Here is an 18118-nt window from a genome sequence, read left to right as displayed (position 1 = left end):
CAGGAGTACCCCATGGCCCTGACCGCCCACCAGCTAACGATGCGCTTTGGCGAGCGCCAACTGTTCGAGATTGACCGGCTCGCCATCGCACCGGGGGATGCCATCTGGCTGCATGGAGCCAACGGGGTGGGCAAAACCACTCTGCTCAAAATCCTGGCGGGGCTGCTGGCACCCACCCGCGGCCACACCAATCTGCCGGGGCGCTGGCAACAGCGGCTCAACCGGTTGCTCAAGCGGGATCTGGGGCCGGGCCGGGTCACCTATCTGCACCAGACCCCCTATCTGTTCGATCGCACGGTGCACGACAACGTCGCCTGGGCGCTCGATAAACAGCTCGGCAGCGAGATCCGGGTGTTCGAGGCGCTGCGCCGGGTCGAGCTTGAGGGACTGGCGCGGGAGCACATCAGCATTCTCTCGGGTGGCGAACGGCAACGGCTGGCGATGGCCCGCGCCTGGGCACTGCAACCAGCCTTTCTGCTGATGGATGAGCCCACCGCCAATCTGGACACACATTCGGTTGCCCTGATGGCCGCATTGGCGCAAGATCTGCGGGAACATGGCAGCGGCCTGGTCGTCATCAGCCACCAGAGCAACGCCCTGACCGACCTGTGCGAGCGGCAATGGACCCTCGCCCGTGGCCAGCTGCAAGAGACGACCCCTTTAAAAATCATCGAGCGACATGACTTCAAAAAGCGACAGCCACTCTGATCCCGTTGCCGTATCAGCAGTGATCCTGGCAGGAGGCCGCGCCACCCGGATGGGGGGCGAAGACAAGGGATGGGTAGCACTGGCGGGACGCCCTCTTATCGACCATGTTTTGGCGCGCCTGCGCCCCCAGGTGGATGAGGTGCTGATCAATGCCAACCGCAGTCAGGCCCGCTATCAGGCGCTGGCCCCGGTCATCAGCGATGACAACAACGACTATCTCGGCCCGCTGGCGGGCATGCAGGCTGGCCTTGCCGCCGCCCGTCATGACTGGGTGCTGTTTGTCCCCTGCGACGGCCCCGCCCTGCCGCTGGATCTGATGAGCCGCTTTCGCGCCGCCCTGACCCCACAGACCAAGCTGGTAGTGGCCCACGACGGCGACTGGTTGCAACCCGTGGTCGCCCTGCTGCACAAATCCCTGCTCCCCTCCCTCACCGCCGCACTGGCAGAGGGGGAGCGCAAAATCGATATCTGGTTTGCCCGCCACCATATGGCGGTGGTGAGCTTTGCCGATCAGCCGGATGCCTTTATCAATCTCAATAGCCCGGACGAGCTAGCCGCCTACGAGGCCCGTCTGCTTGCCCCGGCTATCGACCCCCAACAAGGAGTCACCTCATGACCCCGGCCCCCACTCTTCCCCTGCTCGGCTTCGCCGCCTGGAGCGGCACCGGCAAGACCACCTTGCTGGAGCAGTTGATCCCCCTGCTGGTGGATCGCGGCCTGCGCATCGGGGTGCTCAAGCACGCCCACCACGACTTTGATATCGACCAGCCGGGCAAGGACAGCTACCGCCTGCGCAAGGCAGGTGCCCAGCAGATGATGGTGGCTTCCCGCTGTCGCCACGCTCGTATCATTGAAACCGAGCTGGCCGAAGCGGACTTTCGCCAGCTGCTGGCAAGCTTCGATCAAACAGAGCTCGATCTGCTGCTGGTCGAGGGGTTCAAGCACGAACACTTCCCGAAAATCGAGCTGCACCGCGCCGAGATTGGCAAGCCGCTGCTCTTCCCCGAAGACGGCGACATCATCGCGCTGGCCAGCGATCAGCCCCAACAGAGTGGCGAACAACAGCAGACAAGCCTGCCCCGACTCGATATCAACGATCTGGCGGCTATCGCCGACTTCGTCTGCAGCTGGCTTGACGGCTGCCAGAGCAAGGAGCCGGAGGCGGGCAAGGGCTTTCTCTCGGTAGAGGCGGCCCGCAATGCCATTCTGGCGGCCCTCACCCCGAGCACGGCCTGCAGCGACAAACCGCTGGCCCAGTGCCACGGCGCCGTGCTGGCCGCCGATCTGATAAGCCCCATCAATGTGCCCCCCCACGCCAACTCGGCGATGGATGGCATTGGCCTTCGCAGCGACGATCTCGCCGCCGGTCGCTGGCAACTGGTGGGGGAAGTACTGGCGGGCCAGCAGCGCCACGAGCCTGTGCTGGCCGGTCAGGCGGTGCAGATCATGACCGGTGCCCCGCTGCCCCCCGGTGTCGATACCGTGGTGATGCGGGAAGAGACGCTGATTGAAGGTGAGTGGGTCACCGTCACCGCCCCCATTCGCGCAGGGCAGAATGTGCGCCTCGCCGGCGAAGATCTCGCCAAAGGTGCGGTCGCCATCCCGGCCGGTACCTGGCTTGGCGCCCCCCAGCTGGGGCTGGCAGCGTCGCTCGGTCAAGCCAGTCTCACTGTGCGCACCCCGCTGAAAGTGGCGCTGTTCAGTACCGGTGACGAGGTGCAGGCCCCGGGCGAGCAGCTCACCCCCGGCCATATCTTCGACAGCAACCGCTTCACCCTGATGGCCCTTATTCGCGCCGCCGGTTGCGAGGTGATGGACCTTGGCATCATTCCCGATGACAAGACCATTCTGCGCCAGCAACTGGAGCAGGCCGCCGCCAGCGCCGATCTGGTGCTGAGCTCGGGCGGGGTCTCGGTGGGCAATGCCGACTTTATCAAGCTGGTGCTGGCGGAGCTCGGCCAGATCGATTTCTGGCGCATCCAGATGCGGCCGGGCCGCCCGCTCGCCTTTGGCAAGCTGGGGCAGACCCCCTTCTTCGGCCTGCCGGGCAATCCGGTGGCGGCGATGATCTGCGTGCTGCAGTTTGTCGAGCCCGCCATCGCCCGCTTGCAAGGCAAGCGGTGGCAGCCGCTGCGCCTCTCGGCACTGGCAGACGAGAAGATGAAGAGCCGCCCGGGACGCACCGAGTTTCTGCGCGGCATCTTTCATCAGGACCGTAACGGCCAGCTGCGGGTGCGTACCACGGGGCCGCAGGGCTCGGGTATTCTCAGCTCCATGGCCGATGCCAACTGCCTGATTGAAATCGTACCGGATCAACCCGGGATCGCCGTTGGCGAGCGGGTCTGGATCCATCCCCTGCAGGGACGACTGGCCTAAATCCCGACGGGGCGTCGGCCGGATGCACGGCGCCCCATCCCCCACCTGACAGGAGGCAGACCGTGCGTCTTGATGCCCCCCTCTCCCGACTCGATCTGCTGGTCTATGGCCGCTACCGGATCGTCCATGGCCTGCGCATTGCGCTCGCCTTTATGCTCACCTTTCTGCTGACCCGCGAACTGAAACTGCCGGAGAGCACCTGGCCGCTGATAACCTTGGTGGTGGTGATGGGCCCCATCTCGTTTTGGGGCAATGTGCTCTCCCGCGCCCTGCAGCGGGTGGTGGGCACCATCTTCGGCGCCAGTTGCGGGGTAGTGGCACTTTATCTCGAGATCTACTCCCTGCCACTCACCCTGATCTGGTGCGGATGCATCATGTTTCTCTGCGGCTATCTGGCCCTCGGCAAGCGCCCCTATGTGGGGTTGCTGATCGGCATCACCCTGGGGGTTACCATGGGGGCCATGCCGGGGGATATAGAGACGGCGCTGTGGCGCAGTGCCGACGTGATCCTGGGCTCCCTGCTGGCACTGCTCTTTTGCAGCATCTATCCCCAGCGGGCCTACAGCCACTGGCGGCTGCAACTGCACCAGATCCTGCAGCAGTCGGGGCGGCTCTATCACACCCACCTCTCCCCCAATGTGCTGGAGCGCCCGCGCCTCAAGCACAATCTCTCCCAACTGCTGGCCCAAACCGGCAAACTGCGGGCCCTGCTGGCCCCGGCGGCCAAGGAGACGCGCCACAGCGTCGCCCTGTTTGATGCGGTGCAGGTCACCATGCGCAACACCCTCTGCACTCTTGAGATGCTGGCCAACACCTACTGGAACGATCGGGAGAGCCACTTCCTGATGCAGAGCACGGCTGCGCTGCAAGCCTGCCATCTGGCCACCGAGGAGGCGATCAACCAGCTTGCCCTGATGATGCTAACCGGCGACGGTCGCGGGGCCGATGCCGCCATCGCCCGCCTGCACGAGGTGGCGACCCAGGTATCGCTGCCGCCCAACGCAGAGGCAGCCATCAATGGTTACCTCTGGCTCAACGTCCAGCTGACCGAACAGCTCACCCACCTGCGCCGCCTGCTGGGGCTGATCCTCACCCCGCCCCATCGCAAGCAGCCGGACTAGACCCAATGCAAAACGCCCCGCTGTTGCGGGGCGTTTTGCTGTCTGACTGGCCGTTTAGGCCATGAAGGCAGCAAATCTTAACTGGCATTGGCCAGCGGCTGCTCGGTGGTGAGGTAGAGGGAGAAATCCTGAATGCCCGCCTGCAGGGCGGCAAAACAGTCGGGGTCTATTGCGGTGCCCAGATTCTCCGCCATCATCTCCAGCGCCTGCGGCACAGGGATGGCGCCGCGATAGGGGCGCTTGGCGGTGATGGCATCGAAGATGTCGGCTGTGGTGATGATGCGCGTCTCAAGGGTAATCTCGTCCCCCTTAAGTCCCTTGGGGTAGCCCTTGCCATCGAGTCGCTCATGGTGGGCGCCCGCCACTTGTGCCAGCTCCTCGAAGGCGCCGATACGGCTCAGGATCTCCTCGGTATAGGCGGCATGCATCTGCACCGCCGCCCACTCCTGCGCATCGAGCTTGCCCGGCTTGTCGAGAATGGCGTTGCTCACCCCGAGCTTGCCCACATCATGGAGCAAGGCGCCCCGCTTGAGCCAGCGTCGACGCGACTCGGACAAGCCCATCTGGGTGGCAAGAATGTCGGTATAGAGCGCCACCCTGCCGCTGTGACCCGCGGTGTAGGGACTTTTGGAGTCCACCACCTGCCCGAAGGCCGCCGCGATTTCGTCCAGATAATCTTCATCCAGCGCCACCTCCCCCTGCCCGGCCGGGTGGACCAGCACCCACTCGGTCAGTCGGGGATCAGCCAGCCCTTGCCAGAACTCCTCGTCGGCCAGCGCTTCAAATTCCCGAACCAGCGCCGGATCAAACCAGCTGCCGCTGCGCTCGCGCAGCTCCTTGAGCGCTGCATCCGGGCCTGCGGCTGCGTGAAACACATCCACCACCTGACAGAGCAGAGCAATGCGCGAGAAGAGCGGGATCGCCTCGCCAGCCAGTTGCAGGGGGCGACCTTTGCCATTCCAGTGTTCATCAAGGGAGAGGATGCCATTGGCTACATCATCACTGAAACGGAGCTGGCGAGCGATATCCGCCCCCCGATGACAGCGGGTCTGGATCAGTTCGTTGGCAATCTGGTCGCCGTTGCGAAAGATATGAAACAGGCTGCGAAAACGTCCCAGCAGATCCGCCTGCAGGCCGGTATGGCCCAGCACGAAGTTGACTACCTCGGAGAGGGAGCCATCTACCAGTTTGAAATCGCGTTTGAAGTGAAGATCGTCGGTGAGATAGAGCTCGCAGATGCGGGCAGCATTGCTGCTGCACCCAAGATCCTTGAGCAGGAGCGTGTAGTAGAGATCATGGCGCAGCCGGGCGTCCAGTCCCAGCCGCTCCCCTAGACGGGAACCTATCCAGCAGCAGCGAATGCAGTGTCCTCTTGGTTGCCCCTCGGTCATATCGAGCGCATGACTGAGGGAACCAATCAACTCCGCTAATCGCAATCCATTCACCGTCATAGTCTACTCCCTTAGACATCATGGCGATTTTGCCAGCAGATTAGGTATACCCCATCTGAAGCTGGATCGATCTGGATTCAGTTGAATTTAGGCAGCAGCCTTCCCCTGATTCGCCCGCTCTTCCAGCTCTGCGCGGCTCAGGGTAGATACAAAGCGGCCATCGAAGTAGATATCCATCAGCTCGCCACGCTTCTCGCCACGCATCATGCTGCGGCGACCATCCAGATAGTGCACCTCCATCTGGGCGGTATGCTCGTCCGGGTAGCTGATCTCCACCTCACGCACCCCTTGTGGCAGCATGGCCAACGGCACCGTCTTGAGGGCCGGATCCAGATGCTGGTTCACCTTGATCACCGGATCGGCTTTCATGTCTACCACTGCCGGAGATTTGCCGGTGATGGGGTTTTTGCCAGACCAGAACTCGATGGTATTGAAGACGAACAGGTCAGCGGTCGCGGCCAGACCGTAGACAGGGGAGAGCAGCATAAAGACCCCGGCACGAGCGTAGCGGTTATCCACCACGCTCAGGTTGCCCTTGGTCACCATGCCGGAAAGCCCCATCTGCCCCATACAGCCGCCCAGCCCCATGCTCGCGACCATAACCAGCAGGGCCATTGCCCGCCCCTTCTGTTGTAATGCCATCGTGTTCTGTTCCTGCTCTGAAATAAATGAGGCGGCAAGCCTAATCAAGGGGCCAGAAGAGGACAATTCACAATGGCGGGGTGATACAGGAAGAGTTCAGATTGGCGTACCAAGTGAGCAATAAATAAGCGCCGATGGAATAATCATCCATTCGGCGCCTCGTTCAACAACCAATAACCGTCAGGAGCCGATGGCCAGATTGGAGACTGTCTCGGTCACATTGATGGCGCCCTGCTCGATCTGTGACATCACGCCACTCACCTCGCCGATCTGCTCCTTGCCACGCTGGGCACTGGTGGCCACCTCATTGATGTTGCCGGTGATCTGGGCCGTCAGTTCGCGGTTTTTCTGAACCACGCTGGCGATCTCGCCGGTCGAGAGGGAGGTGCGCGCAGCCAGCTGACGTACCTCGTCGGCCACCACCGCAAAGCCGCGCCCCTGATCGCCAGCCCGGGCGGCCTCGATGGCTGCGTTAAGGGCCAGCAGATTGGTCTGCTCGGCAATACTGCTGATGGTCGAGACGATAGCTTCAATGCTTTTCGACTGCTCATTGAGCTGGCCAATCAGGCCGGAAGTGCGACTCACCTGTTCAGAAATTGCGCTGGAAATAGTGACCGATGCAGTCAACAGTTCAGAACCTGTCGCAGCAAAGCGGGTGGTCTCCTGCGAAATGGTCTGGGCTATGTTGGCCGCCTCGCTCACTGCCTGGGCGCGTTTGATCCGCTCTGTCACCTCACTGGCAAACTTGATCACCTTGACCACCTTGCCGCTCTCATCCTTGATGGGGTTGTAGGTAGCCTCCAGCCAGATCTCGTTGCCGTGGCTGTCACGGCGACTGAACAGCCCGGATTTGAGCTGGCCGTGGGCCAGATCGTCCCAGAAGTGGGGTTGCTCGCGATAGAAGCTCTCATCGCAAAACAGCCTGTGATGCTGCCCCTTGAGCTGCGAAAGGGAGTAACCGACACAGGAGAGGAAATTCTGATTGGCCGTCACAATCTCCCCCTTGGGGGTGAACTCGATAATGGCAAGCGCCCGATCGAGTGCCGAGATGATCGCTTTCTGACGACTCAACTGCTGATAACTCTCGGTAATATCGGAGGCAATCTTGACCACCCTGACCACCTTGCCGTCAAGCTTGACCGGGAAGTAGGTCGCCTCCAGCCACAACTCCCGACCCTGTTTATCAAAGCGTTGGTAAGTGCCACTGTGGCTATGCCCCTGACGCAGCTGTTCCCAAAACTGGGCGTAGGAGGATGACTGGACGTAGTGGGCATCACAAAAAATCCGGTGGTGTTTACCAATCACCTCCTGCTCGCTATAGCCCACCACACTCAGAAACAGCGGGTTCGCCTCGAGGACCTCGCCGCTTGGAGTGAAACTGATGGTAGCGACACCGACTTTTACTGCATCAATAAATGCCTGGGCCTGGGCCAACTGCATTTGACACGCTTGTAATTCCGCTTTGAGTTTGAAGTTGAACATCTTGCCCTGCCCCTCTGTTACCTGGTTACAACTACGTCACATCTGCATGAACTTTAGACGAGAAACCATAGAGATAACGGGGCCTATCGATTAAGGTGCCAGGTCCCACTCCAGATAGGCCGGATTGGCGACAAAGCCGATCCGCTCATAGAGAGGGCGCCCCTGCTCGCTGGCATGGAGCCACACCTTGCCCAGCTGACGCGCTCTGGCGAAGGCCGTTATGGCATCGAGCAGCGCCGTGGCGATCCCCTGCTGGCGCCATTGTGACCGCGTATACATGTTGAGCAGGTACCCCTCCACCCCCGTCAAATTGCCGGGATAGGGGGGCCGTACAAACAATGCCAGCGTCCCTGCTGCCACGATCTGTTTGCCGCCCTCTTGCGTATCGGCCTCAGCCAGCCATGATAAAGCGCTCTCTTCACTCATCGCCCGGGTAAAGTAGTCAAGGGTGGCCTGCCACAAGGCCGGGTCTGCCTGCGGCGTCACCAGCTCACCGACCTCACAAAACAGCTCCATGCGCAGCGCCACCAGTGCGGGAATATCTGCGGCCCTTGCCTGACGAATGATCATTGGCTGCTCCTTTTCTCTCATGGGAAATTTCGCCGGCCGTCATTATGACAAAGAGCGCCTTGTGGCGCTCTTTGTCATTGGGGAAATCACTGATAAATCAATGGCTGCGACGAGTCAGCCAATAATCCAGGCTCAGCACACCGCCGCCCCAGATGGTCAGAGTCAGCAGCATCCAGCCCCACAGCTGGTGATCGTAAAAGCCGCCCGCCCAGAGGGTCGGATAGGAGATCACCGCCATGATATTGAAGCCAAACAGCAGCAAGGCAGCCGGGCGAGTAAAAAGCCCCGCCAGCAGGAAAAGCGGCAGCAACAACTCGGTCGCCGTCCCCAGATAGGCAGCCCACAACCAGGGCAGCAGGGGCACCTGATACTCGGATTCAAACAGATAGAGGGTGGAATCCCACGCTGTGAGCTTGAGCCAGCCTGAAGTGAAAAAAACCGAGGCGACCCAAAGCCGCGCCAGCAACAGCACACCAGCGCTGCTCCAGCGCGGCAAATCACCACTCGAGCTGGCCAGCGCCAGCCATTTGTTTGCCATCATGGCATTACCTCCATATCCACCAGCAGACCAAGGGTTATCAGGCGAGTGAGATGTTCACTGGCCGCAGGGTCGGCCGCCAGCAGATCGACCAGCGCCGTACCAGCGAGACAACCCTGTAGCAGCGCCCACTCACCAGCCGTCAGGGGCAAGGGGGCAACCCGGCAATCCGGCTGTTTCTTCAATGCCAACCAGACGGGGGCATCAAGCACCTCCACCTCTTCACCACCGTGCAGCGCCATCTGCCACAGGGCCAGCACCGGATAATCGCTGGCAACCAGCAGCAGATCCGTAGCTGGCAACAGCCGCAGCCGCTCCCATTGTTGCGGCGATAATGCGGCCAGACGCTCGGCTGGCCAGCAGCGTGATTCCAGCGGCAGCAGACTGGCACGCTCAAGCTGCCATTCGAACTGCGCCAGCGCCTCCAGCCAGGGCAGCCCGGTTGTAGTCGGCAAGCGGGCCAACCATTGGCCAAATCCGGCACCATAGTGCATGACGCACCCTTCCCTGAGGGGCTCGGCCAATACGAAGCCACGGGCCGCCGCTGCAAAAAAGTCATCCCCGACCATAGCCTTGACGGCGGGATAACTGCTCGCCAGCACCTCGCCAAGGCTCAGGATGAAGTGGTTGCGATAAACCTGCAGCACCGATTCGGCAGAAAAGAGCCGGGAGCTGATGTGAGGGGAAATGGCGTCAGGCGCCCCCAGCAGACCCTCGGCAAAGTGCTGTTGCAGCTGTGCCAGTTCAGCCATGGGCCACCTCCCGTGGCGCACTCATGGCGCGCGCCTCATCCAGAATGGCGCTGGCCTGCGCCGCCTCTGCCAGCAAGACCGGCAGCGGCGGGATCTCGAGGTCCCACTCAATCAGGGTGGGAATGGCCTGCTTGCGGCAGATCTGGCGATAGAGTTCCCAGACCGGCTCCACCACAGGGGCGCTGTGGGTATCGATATAGAGGGAGCCTTCCGGCAGCTGCTTCTCGGTATAACCGGCCAGATGGATCTCCCCGACGGTGGCGAGATCGATCGCCGCCAGATACTCATCGCAAGAGAAACCGTGATTGAAGGCACTGACATAGAGATTGTTGAGGTCGAGCAGGATGCCGCACTCGCTGCGCTGCTGCAGCTCGGCCAGAAATTCCCACTCGCTCATCTCCCCGGGCAGTTGCAGATAGGAGGAGGGATTTTCAATCAACATGCGGCAACCCAGGGTCTGTTGTACCTGCTGGATCTTGTCGCTCATGTTGCGCAGGGAGGCTCGGGTATAGGGCACCGGCAGCAGATCGTTGAAGTAACGCCCGCCAATGCTGCCCCAGCTGAGATGTTCGGAGATCCGTACAGGTTTGATCGCCGCGGCCAGTGTCGACAACTGCTGCAGATGGTGCGGATCGAGCGGGTCGGCAGAACCGAGGGACATGCCAACGCCGTGAAGACTGACGGGGTAGTGCTGCGCCAGTTCGGCGAGCACCTGAAAACCCTGGCTGTGCCGTTCGAAGTAATTTTCACTATGCACCTCCAGCCAACCGACTGCCGGCAGGGTTTGCCGGATCTCATCGTAATGGGGAGTGCGTAATCCGATACCAATCAAAGGGTTCATCGCAAGACTCGCTTTCGCCAATCAGAGAAGATGCAGGGGGCGACCCGTTGACCATCCCCTGCCCGATGTCTCTTACTTGGGTTGCAGCGAACCGCCGACCAGCTTCTCGCACAGCCCTTTGGGCATCACCACAAAGGCATCACCCTGAGCATCTTCCTTGGCAGTACCGGCGCAGGAGCTGCTCTTGGTCGCACAGTCATTCTTGCTGGCCTTGACCACGCCGTAGCACTTCTCCTTTTCATCGGCAGCCATGGCTGGCGCCGCGATAAATTGGGCGCCCAGCGCCAGCAGACCGGTCATGGCGGAGGCGATAGCAGTGCTTTTTTTAACATTCATGTTCATGTTCCTTTTGATGTCGTTGGATGTTGCTGATATCCCCGATTTGTCGCAACCGGGTACCTGCAATAGAACCGGCAAACGGGATATTCCCTTTCAAAAAAAACACAAAAAGAGTTAAACAACCCAAAGCCAAAAAAACAAGACATTGATTTAAAACAGCAATTTCTTCATTAAAAATTTATTGCCGACCACCCGTTTATGAACAAGAAAAGTGCCATATGGTGCTTTCACTCCGTTAATCTTCTTCACAACCACCATCAAAAGAGATGCGTCAGACATAAAAAAGCCCCGCCAACAGGCAGGGCTGGATGCAACTTGCAAGAAACAATAAATCAACAAGCGGGGGGGGGGGTTGGGAGCCAGGAGTTGCGGCAAGCAGATAAAAAAAGAGACAGCTTTGGCTGTCTCTTTTTGCACATGGTGCGAATGGGGTTTAGTAGAAGATCCGCTCGCCACGCTCGCTCATTTTGAGCCACACCGGTTTGGTGCTGGTTTTGTTCCAGATCCGGTGCAGATAGCTGTAGAAGCGGGCACGATCGCTGCGAAACAGCATCACGGGGAAAGCCAGAATGCCCACCAGCAATACATAAATGCGACGAAGAATAATCTGAGTCAGGGAAAAGGGATGAAACATGATGTAACTCCTTACTGGTAAGACCACTGAGCAAAGATTACCCCACTCCATGTAGGATTACTACATCACCAACGCATTTTTTTATAAAAAAATGGTGAAAAACTGGAAATACTGAAAACGGGTTACGTCATTAACCAACAGTTAACAAACTTGCGAAAATCGTGCGCTTTGCCACAGTTATCAGGGGAAAAACATGCAGTAGGGAGACACGCATGAAACTGCCGGAAGTGGCACTGCTGGTGCTGATGGTTGCCCTGACACGGGCACAACTGGAGGAGTGGCAACTGAATCGGGAGGATGCCATCGTGCTGGCCGAACGGGGCGTGCCCACCGTCAGCCTGTGGCAATGCGGCACACTGAAGCAACGGATTGCGGATCTCAACCAGCACAGTGCCGAGGTGCAGTTTCAATATCGGGGGCAAAACATGGCGGATGTGAGCCACTATCTCGAGCGCGAGTGGAAACAGGCTGGCTGCGAACAGTTACTGGTACAGCAAGGATACTGACCAAGGATCAGACTCGAAGAGTGATGATTGAGATAAACAGAGAAAAGATGGAGGCACGTTCCGGAGTCGAACCGGACTAAACGGATTTGCAATCCGCTGCATAACCGCTTTGCTAACGCGCCATGCTGACAAGACTGATTGTCTTGAAAGTGAGTTCCATCGTTGGTGTGATGGAAAATTGGAGCGGGAAACGAGACTCGAACTCGCGACCCCGACCTTGGCAAGGTCGTGCTCTACCAACTGAGCTATTCCCGCGTTACTGCTTTCGTGCCAGTTGCCTGACAACGAGGCGCATTATACGTACCACGAGCGCCAGCACAACCCCTTTTTCGCAATTTAAGCCCTGATGCAGACTGTTTGCTCAGGGTTTAAACGCCTTGCTGCATTTTTCTCCAGCCAGCTGTGACCCACCAAGCGAATTTGGGATAAAGTCGTTGAAATGATTACGCTTTCGTTCGAGACTTGAGCGGCTTAATAACCGGATTCTCAATTGAAAATCACAAGATGAAATGGATCTTCACGCTTCGTGGGCTCAGGCCGCAGTTAATGCTGGCTTTTTTCATGTTGGGCATGGTGCCCTTTTTGGTCATCACCCTCTTCTTCCTATACAGCCACGGCAAGGATCTCACCACCCAGACCTCCAACCATCTGGTCTCCGTTCGTAATATCAAGAAGAGTCAGCTCGAGGATTACTTCAACAACCTCAAAGAGCAGATCATCAACTTCTCCCAGCAGGATTTTGCCGGCAACAGTATCGGCCGTTTCTATGGCTTTACCGGCGCCTTCGAGAAGTTGGGCACCACACCGCAGGAGGCCCGCAGCCGCGCCCAGGCCCGCTATCTGCCCGGTTCCTGGGATCAACTGCGCAAACCGGACAGCCAAGTAGAGATCGAACCCTCCATCACGGCGCTTATCCTCGCCGACGAGATGTATGGCCGGGTGCACCAGCGCTTTCATCGCGGCTATGCCGACATGGTGCGCAAGTCCAACTACAGCGACATCTTTCTGGTGGACCTCAACGGTGATGTGGTCTATTCGGTCACCAAGCACCCTAACTTTGCCACCAATCTGCTCTCAGGACCTTATCAGGGCAGCGGCTTGGGCCAGACCTTCGCCAAGATCAAACGCCGCCTTGATGGTGGCCAGAAGCCGCAGCAGATCTTCGAGTTCACCGATTTTGGCCGCAACGAGCTGACCGGGCAGGTGGTCGCCTACATGGCAGCCCCCGTGATGCAGTACGACTATGTGCGCGGTGTGGTGATTTTCGAGCTGCTGCCGGACAAGCTCAACCAGATCATGGCGGAGCGGGAGGGGCTGGGCGAGACCGGCGAGACCATCCTGATCGGCCCTGACAAGCGGATGCGCGCCGATGCCTGGCTGGCTCCGGAGTTCAGCGTCGAGAACAGCTTCAGCCCCAACTTCCGTCCACTGCAAACGCCCCTCATCACCAAGACGCTCTCCGGCGAGCAGGGGGTCGGGCTGTTCCACTCCTATCAGGATGACGAGGTGCTGGCCGCCTACACCCAGGTGAAGGTTTTCGATACCGAGTGGGCCTTTATCGCCGAGATCTCCACTCGGGAAGCCTATGCCCCCATCCGCCAGCTGGAAACTCTGGTGATTGTGCTGGGTGCAGGCTCGGTGCTGCTGCTGATCCTCTTCTCCCGCTGGCTCTCCCACTCCATCACGGCGCCGCTGCGCTCCCTGACCGAAGCAGCCGAGCAGGTGGCCGACGGCGCGCTGGATCACCCCATCGCCATCGAGCGCACCGGCGATGATATCGACCGGCTGGCCGAAGCGTTTCGCCATATGCAGCGCTCGGTGAAGGACAAGATCGAACTGATCGAACAGCAGACCCAGGAGCTGCAACAGCAGGTCAAGCTGACCCACAAGCAGAACCTCAGCCTGCAGCAGGCGGACAAGCTCAAGGATGAACTGCTGGCCAACACCTCCCACGAGCTGCGTACCCCCATTCACGGCATCAAGGGGATGGCCGAGTCCATGCTCGCCAGCCAGCAGGATTTGACCGAAGGGCAGCAAAAGCAGCTCGGTCTCATCATCAAGAGCGCCGATGGCCTGGCCCGTCTGGTGGACGATCTGCTGGACTACCATCAGATGCGCTACGGCCAGCTGGAGATCCACTCCCAGCCCGTCTCATCCAAGGGGGTTATCCGGCTGGTGCTGGACCTCTGCCAGCATCTGGTGCAGGCCAAACCCCTCACTCTGGTGGATATCAGCCCGGCCGAACTGCCGCCGGTGCTGGCCGACGAGCAGCGGCTCGAACAGGTGCTTTACAACCTGGTGGGCAACGCCATCAAGTACACGCCGCAGGGCAAGGTGGTGCTCAGTGCCATCGTCGAGAACAACTTCCTGCGCATCAAGGTCACGGATACCGGCATCGGCATCGCCCCCGATCATCTGGAGCATATCTTCGAGCCGCTTGTGCAGATGAGCCCGGAGGTAAGCAAGCAGGGGGCCGGCCTTGGCCTCTCCATCACTCGCCAGCTGGTGCACTTGATGGGTGGCGAGCTGAGTGTGCAGAGCGAGCCAAGCGTCGGCTCCACCTTTGCCTTCACCCTGCCGCTCGCGACTGGCAAGAGCGCCCCGCTGACTCAGGGCAGCCGTCAGATAGAGCTGCAACTGGTGCGCCAGCAGCCGCTCATCCTGCCCGACTGGGAGAGCGAGGATCTGCCTCCCCCGCCCGAAGGTGCCCCCCTCATCCTGGTGGTGGATGACGAGCCCATCAATCTGCACATCCTGCGTCACCTCTTGCAGCCCTGCGGCTATCGCATTCTGCCCAGCAGCGATGGCCACGATGCGTTGGCCAAGCTCACCCAGGAGCCGGTGGATCTCATCCTGCTCGATGTAATGATGCCGACCCTCTCCGGCTTCGATGTCTGCCGCCGGCTCCGGGAGCATCATCCCAAAGAGAAGCTGCCGGTGCTGCTGCTCACAGCCCTTAACCAACCCAAGGATATCGAGGAGGGCTTCGGGGCCGGTGCCAACGACTATCTGGTCAAACCCTTCTGCAAGGAGGAGCTGTTTGCCCGGGTCAAGGCACTGCTCGAGGCCAAGGCCGGACGCGCCTCACTGGTGGAAAACCGGCTCTTGAAGCAGGAGATCGAACATCGCCTCACCCTGCAGGATCGGCTGCATCAGGATCAGCAGCGGCTGCTGGCCCTGCTCGGAGAAGGGGCCGACCCGATGATCTTTATCGACGAGCAGGGCACAGTGCTGTTTGCCTCCCGGGTGCTGGCGCGCCTGCTGGGACAGGAGCCGGAAGCCATGGAGGGGCAGTCCCTCAATGAATGGCTAGCCACCCCGCTGCAACAGCAGTGGCCCGACCTTGCCAGCGAGCGGGAACACAATCTGGAATTTTTGGTGGCCGGGCAAAAAGATGTGCTCAACGCCCGTGCCCTGCCCATCGCGCTCGGAGGACAGGCCGCTTTCGCCCTCACTCTGAGTACCGAGCTGCGTCAGGATGAGAACCGGGTAATGGCGCTGGAGAACGCCCTCAAGAACCTCTCGCGGCAAGCCATCATCGAAGATGAACAGCTGCTGGGCGAGCTGAGCCGCCTGGGTGGCGAGTTCCGTTCGCTGGCCGACGACCTCATTCGCCAGCAGGATGACGAGCCGCTGCGCCGGGCGCTGGTAGAGACCATGCAGCTAACCCTGGATGCCTGGCAGCAGGGGACCGGCAAGGGCAAAATCGTGCTGGCAGAGAAGAGCAAGCTGTGGCGGGTCTATATGGACAGATCCAGCCCGCAGACCCGCACCCTCGACAAATACCTGAGTCTGGACACCCTGCCCAAGTCGCCACGCTGGAAGACGGTCGTGGCCACCACCGAGTATGTGCTGGGCCACTGCCCGCTCAATGACCACCAGCGCCAGCAGTTGCAGCACAGCGCCCAGACCCTGCGTCAGCTCGCCAACCGCAAGCCATGACACGGCGCCCTAAACGGGCGCCGGATCACAATTGGCAATCTGGTTTCTTTTTATGCAAAACAAAGCCCCGCACAACCCCGAAACCGAGAGCAGATCCAATTCACAAATTTGTCATATACGCCATTTACACAGCCACTTTTTACGCGAAAACAAATAACGCAACGTTATGATTTTAAAAAGATAAAAATCGATTTTGACGAGATTGACGTAACACCGTCAATTTTTACGAAAACAACGAAATCAATAGTTGTTGTTTTCCTGTTAATTCTGGTTTGCTTAGGGCGTTGGAAAACAGAACGACAAAGGTTAGACACCTGACCAACACAGAGGGCCGATTTCATCAGCATGCGAAACCGGTGCTCACACAAAACAAGGCGAACCCTCGGGAATGCCAAAAAATAAGAAAGGAAAACATATGCTTGCCAAAGTATCCAAAATCTCTACCGCTGTAATGCTGGGAACCATGATGCTTGCCGGTGCCGCCGGTAACGCCATGGCCGCAGACAATAAAACCGTGCTGACCATGGTCGCACAGCAGGAAACCGCCTGGGTCAAGAACTTCAACCCCTTCCTGCAAGCGGGCTTGCTGCACACCACCCGTCACTTCATCTATGAACCGCTGGTGATCTTCAACGATATGCAAGGGGGCAAACCCGTCTATCGTCTGGCCACCAACTATGCGTTCAGCGATGACCTGAAATCCGTCACCTTCGATCTGCGTGACGGCGTGAAGTGGTCTGACGGCGAAGCCTTTGATGCCGATGACATCATCTTCTCCTTTAATCTGGTCAAGGCCAACAAGGCGCTGGATGAGCGCTCAATCTGGACCCAGATCAAGAGCGTCGAGAAGCTGGCCCCCAACAAGGTCAAATTCGACCTGACCGAGGTCAACACCAACGTGGTGAACGATCTGGTGCTGGTACCTATCGTGCCGGAGCATCAGTGGAAATCGGTGAAAGATCCGGTTGCCTTCACCAACGACAAGCCGGTTGGTACTGGCCCCTTCACCGAAGTGGACAACTTCTCCGCCCAGCTCTATACCCAGTGCCGCAACCCGCACTACTGGGATAACGCCAACCTCGCTATCGACTGTCTGCGTATGCCGCAGATGGCCACCAACGACCAGGTGCTGGCGGCTGTCATGAAGGGTGACATCGACTGGTTCGGCTCCTTCGTACCGGATATCGAGCGCCTCTACGTCGGCAACGATCCGAAGAACAACAAATACTGGTTCCCGGCCTCTGGTACCGTGGCGTTCAACGTCAACTTCCAGACCAAGAACCCGGGCAATAACGAAGCCTTTAACGACATCAACTTCCGCCGCGCCTTCTCCATGGCGATGGACCGCCAGTCCATGGTGGATATCGCGGGCTACGGCTACCCCACCGTCAACGAATACCCGTCAGGTCTGGGCAAAGCCTTTGACTCCTGGAACAACCCAGAAGTGGACAAGAAGTACGGCAAGTACAACAAGTTCGATCTGGAAGGGGCCAAGGCCCTGCTGAAAGAGGCAGGCTACAAGGATTGTGACGGCGACAAGTTCCTCGACACCCCGAGCTGCAAAAAGATCGAGTTCAAGGTACTGGTACCGAACGGCTGGACCGACTGGGTCAACACAGTACAGATCGGTGTAGAAGGGCTGCAGGCGCTGGGCCTGAACGCCAAGACCGCCACCCCGGAAGCGACCGTCTGGACCGAGAACCTGATCACCGGTGACTTCGACGTCGCCCTGCAGGGTTACTTTGCCGGTGCCAACCCGCACAAGTACTTCGAGACTGCGTTCCACTCCCGCAACATGGGTGACCGTGGCAACCGCTTCGCCGCGCCCCGTTACAAGGACCCCGAGCTCGACAAGCTGATCGATGACTTCACCCAGACCGCCGATGCGGCCAAGCAGAAGGAGATCATGTTCGCCATCCAGGATCGTGTTGGTGCCAACCAGACCATCATTCCGGTCTTCAACAACCCGACCTGGTATGAGTACAGCACCAAGCGCTTCAACGGCTGGTTCAGTGCTGATAACCCGGTAGCCAAACCTCAGCTCCACCCGGACACCCCTGAGCGTCTGCTGCACGTGTTGTCCCTCAAGCCAAACAGCTAAACAATCCCGGCCCCCTGCGGGGGGCCATCTTCCCCGTTAACCCCTTTCTTGCCCGGCACCGCTGGGGTTGGGGTAGCTATACCCGACGCGGGGCAGACTTGCAGTAAAAGGTACT

At 59.5% G+C, this 18118-nt stretch carries 17 protein-coding genes and 2 tRNA genes; 7 read left to right on the top strand and 12 right to left on the bottom strand.

From position 1 onward, the window contains the following. Positions 1-12 precede the first annotated feature (12 nt). From AB5Y86_RS09225 to AB5Y86_RS09210, 4 genes are all read left to right on the top strand, one after another. Positions 13-708, top strand: coding sequence for an energy-coupling factor ABC transporter ATP-binding protein (locus AB5Y86_RS09225; RefSeq protein ID WP_005362120.1), 696 nt, complete (start codon positions 13-15; stop codon positions 706-708). Continuing rightward, positions 680-1324 (top strand): molybdenum cofactor guanylyltransferase MobA, encoded by a 645-nt coding sequence (gene mobA / locus AB5Y86_RS09220; RefSeq protein WP_368192679.1) that lies wholly within the window; start codon positions 680-682, stop codon positions 1322-1324. The genes AB5Y86_RS09225 and mobA overlap by 29 nt, the downstream gene beginning before the upstream one ends. Continuing rightward, complete coding sequence (locus tag AB5Y86_RS09215; RefSeq protein ID WP_368192677.1) at positions 1321-3084, top strand: bifunctional molybdopterin-guanine dinucleotide biosynthesis adaptor protein MobB/molybdopterin molybdotransferase MoeA; 1764 nt, start codon at positions 1321-1323, stop codon at positions 3082-3084. Before mobA ends, AB5Y86_RS09215 begins: the two co-directional genes overlap by 4 nt. Positions 3085-3146: 62 nt before the next feature. After that, positions 3147-4205, top strand: coding sequence for an FUSC family protein (locus AB5Y86_RS09210; RefSeq protein ID WP_368192675.1), 1059 nt, complete (start codon positions 3147-3149; stop codon positions 4203-4205). Between the two features lie 77 nt (positions 4206-4282). On the opposite strand, the gene AB5Y86_RS09205 is transcribed toward AB5Y86_RS09210, so the two are convergent. The 10 genes from AB5Y86_RS09205 to AB5Y86_RS09160 form a co-directional block, all read right to left on the bottom strand. After that, on the bottom strand, positions 4283-5656 hold the full coding sequence (locus AB5Y86_RS09205) for an HD-GYP domain-containing protein (protein ID WP_368192673.1): 1374 nt from the start codon (positions 5654-5656) through the stop codon (positions 4283-4285). An 87-nt stretch (positions 5657-5743) separates the two neighbouring features. Beyond that, a complete protein-coding gene (locus tag AB5Y86_RS09200) occupies positions 5744-6298 on the bottom strand; it encodes a DUF3332 domain-containing protein (RefSeq protein WP_075114839.1) in 555 nt (184 codons plus the stop codon). 180 nt (positions 6299-6478) lie between these two features. After that, positions 6479-7780, bottom strand: coding sequence for a methyl-accepting chemotaxis protein (locus AB5Y86_RS09195; RefSeq protein WP_368192671.1), 1302 nt, complete (start codon positions 7778-7780; stop codon positions 6479-6481). Positions 7781-7870: 90 nt separating this feature from the next. Then, the gene (locus AB5Y86_RS09190; RefSeq protein ID WP_144715921.1) at positions 7871-8350 is read right to left on the bottom strand and encodes a GNAT family N-acetyltransferase; all 480 of its coding nucleotides are present in this window, start codon (positions 8348-8350) and stop codon (positions 7871-7873) included. Positions 8351-8447: 97 nt separating this feature from the next. Further along, positions 8448-8891, bottom strand: a complete 444-nt coding sequence (locus AB5Y86_RS09185; protein ID WP_144715920.1) for a DoxX family protein — start codon at positions 8889-8891, stop codon at positions 8448-8450. After that, on the bottom strand, positions 8888-9640 hold the full coding sequence (locus AB5Y86_RS09180; protein WP_368192669.1) for a putative DNA-binding domain-containing protein: 753 nt from the start codon (positions 9638-9640) through the stop codon (positions 8888-8890). The genes AB5Y86_RS09185 and AB5Y86_RS09180 overlap by 4 nt, the downstream gene beginning before the upstream one ends. Continuing rightward, positions 9633-10481, bottom strand: coding sequence for a DUF692 domain-containing protein (locus tag AB5Y86_RS09175; protein WP_368192667.1), 849 nt, complete (start codon positions 10479-10481; stop codon positions 9633-9635). Before AB5Y86_RS09175 ends, AB5Y86_RS09180 begins: the two co-directional genes overlap by 8 nt. A 72-nt stretch (positions 10482-10553) precedes the next feature. Continuing rightward, positions 10554-10817, bottom strand: a complete 264-nt coding sequence (locus AB5Y86_RS09170; RefSeq protein ID WP_005334862.1) for a DUF2282 domain-containing protein — start codon at positions 10815-10817, stop codon at positions 10554-10556. A 153-nt stretch (positions 10818-10970) separates the two neighbouring features. Then, the gene (locus tag AB5Y86_RS09165; protein ID WP_368192666.1) at positions 10971-11276 is read right to left on the bottom strand and encodes a hypothetical protein; all 306 of its coding nucleotides are present in this window, start codon (positions 11274-11276) and stop codon (positions 10971-10973) included. Then, on the bottom strand, positions 11254-11454 hold the full coding sequence (locus tag AB5Y86_RS09160; RefSeq protein WP_005334863.1) for a YbfA family protein: 201 nt from the start codon (positions 11452-11454) through the stop codon (positions 11254-11256). Before AB5Y86_RS09160 ends, AB5Y86_RS09165 begins: the two co-directional genes overlap by 23 nt. Positions 11455-11666: 212 nt before the next feature. Here AB5Y86_RS09160 and AB5Y86_RS09155 point away from each other — a divergent pair, with 212 nt between their 5' ends. Beyond that, positions 11667-11960, top strand: coding sequence for a hypothetical protein (locus AB5Y86_RS09155; protein WP_005347702.1), 294 nt, complete (start codon positions 11667-11669; stop codon positions 11958-11960). Positions 11961-12008: 48 nt separating this feature from the next. Here the strand turns inward: AB5Y86_RS09155 and AB5Y86_RS09150 are convergent. Together AB5Y86_RS09150 and AB5Y86_RS09145 are read right to left on the bottom strand one after the other, a co-directional pair. Next, positions 12009-12082: transfer RNA gene (locus AB5Y86_RS09150), tRNA-Cys, on the bottom strand. Positions 12083-12139: 57 nt separating this feature from the next. Next, positions 12140-12215: transfer RNA gene (locus AB5Y86_RS09145), tRNA-Gly, on the bottom strand. A gap of 249 nt (positions 12216-12464) precedes the next feature. Here AB5Y86_RS09145 and AB5Y86_RS09140 point away from each other — a divergent pair. Both AB5Y86_RS09140 and AB5Y86_RS09135 read left to right on the top strand, forming a co-directional pair. Next, positions 12465-15902: an ATP-binding protein gene (locus tag AB5Y86_RS09140; protein WP_368192665.1), complete on the top strand. Its 3438-nt coding sequence runs from the start codon at positions 12465-12467 to the stop codon at positions 15900-15902. A 415-nt stretch (positions 15903-16317) separates the two neighbouring features. Next, the gene (locus AB5Y86_RS09135) at positions 16318-18003 is read left to right on the top strand and encodes an ABC transporter substrate-binding protein (protein WP_047439982.1); all 1686 of its coding nucleotides are present in this window, start codon (positions 16318-16320) and stop codon (positions 18001-18003) included. Positions 18004-18118 lie beyond the last annotated feature (115 nt).

This window comes from Aeromonas sp. s8 (genome assembly GCF_040907785.1).
Classification (GTDB): domain Bacteria; phylum Pseudomonadota; class Gammaproteobacteria; order Enterobacterales; family Aeromonadaceae; genus Aeromonas; species Aeromonas veronii.
Note: the sequence above shows the minus strand (reverse complement) of the source record. Positions and strands in the feature narration are given on the sequence as shown.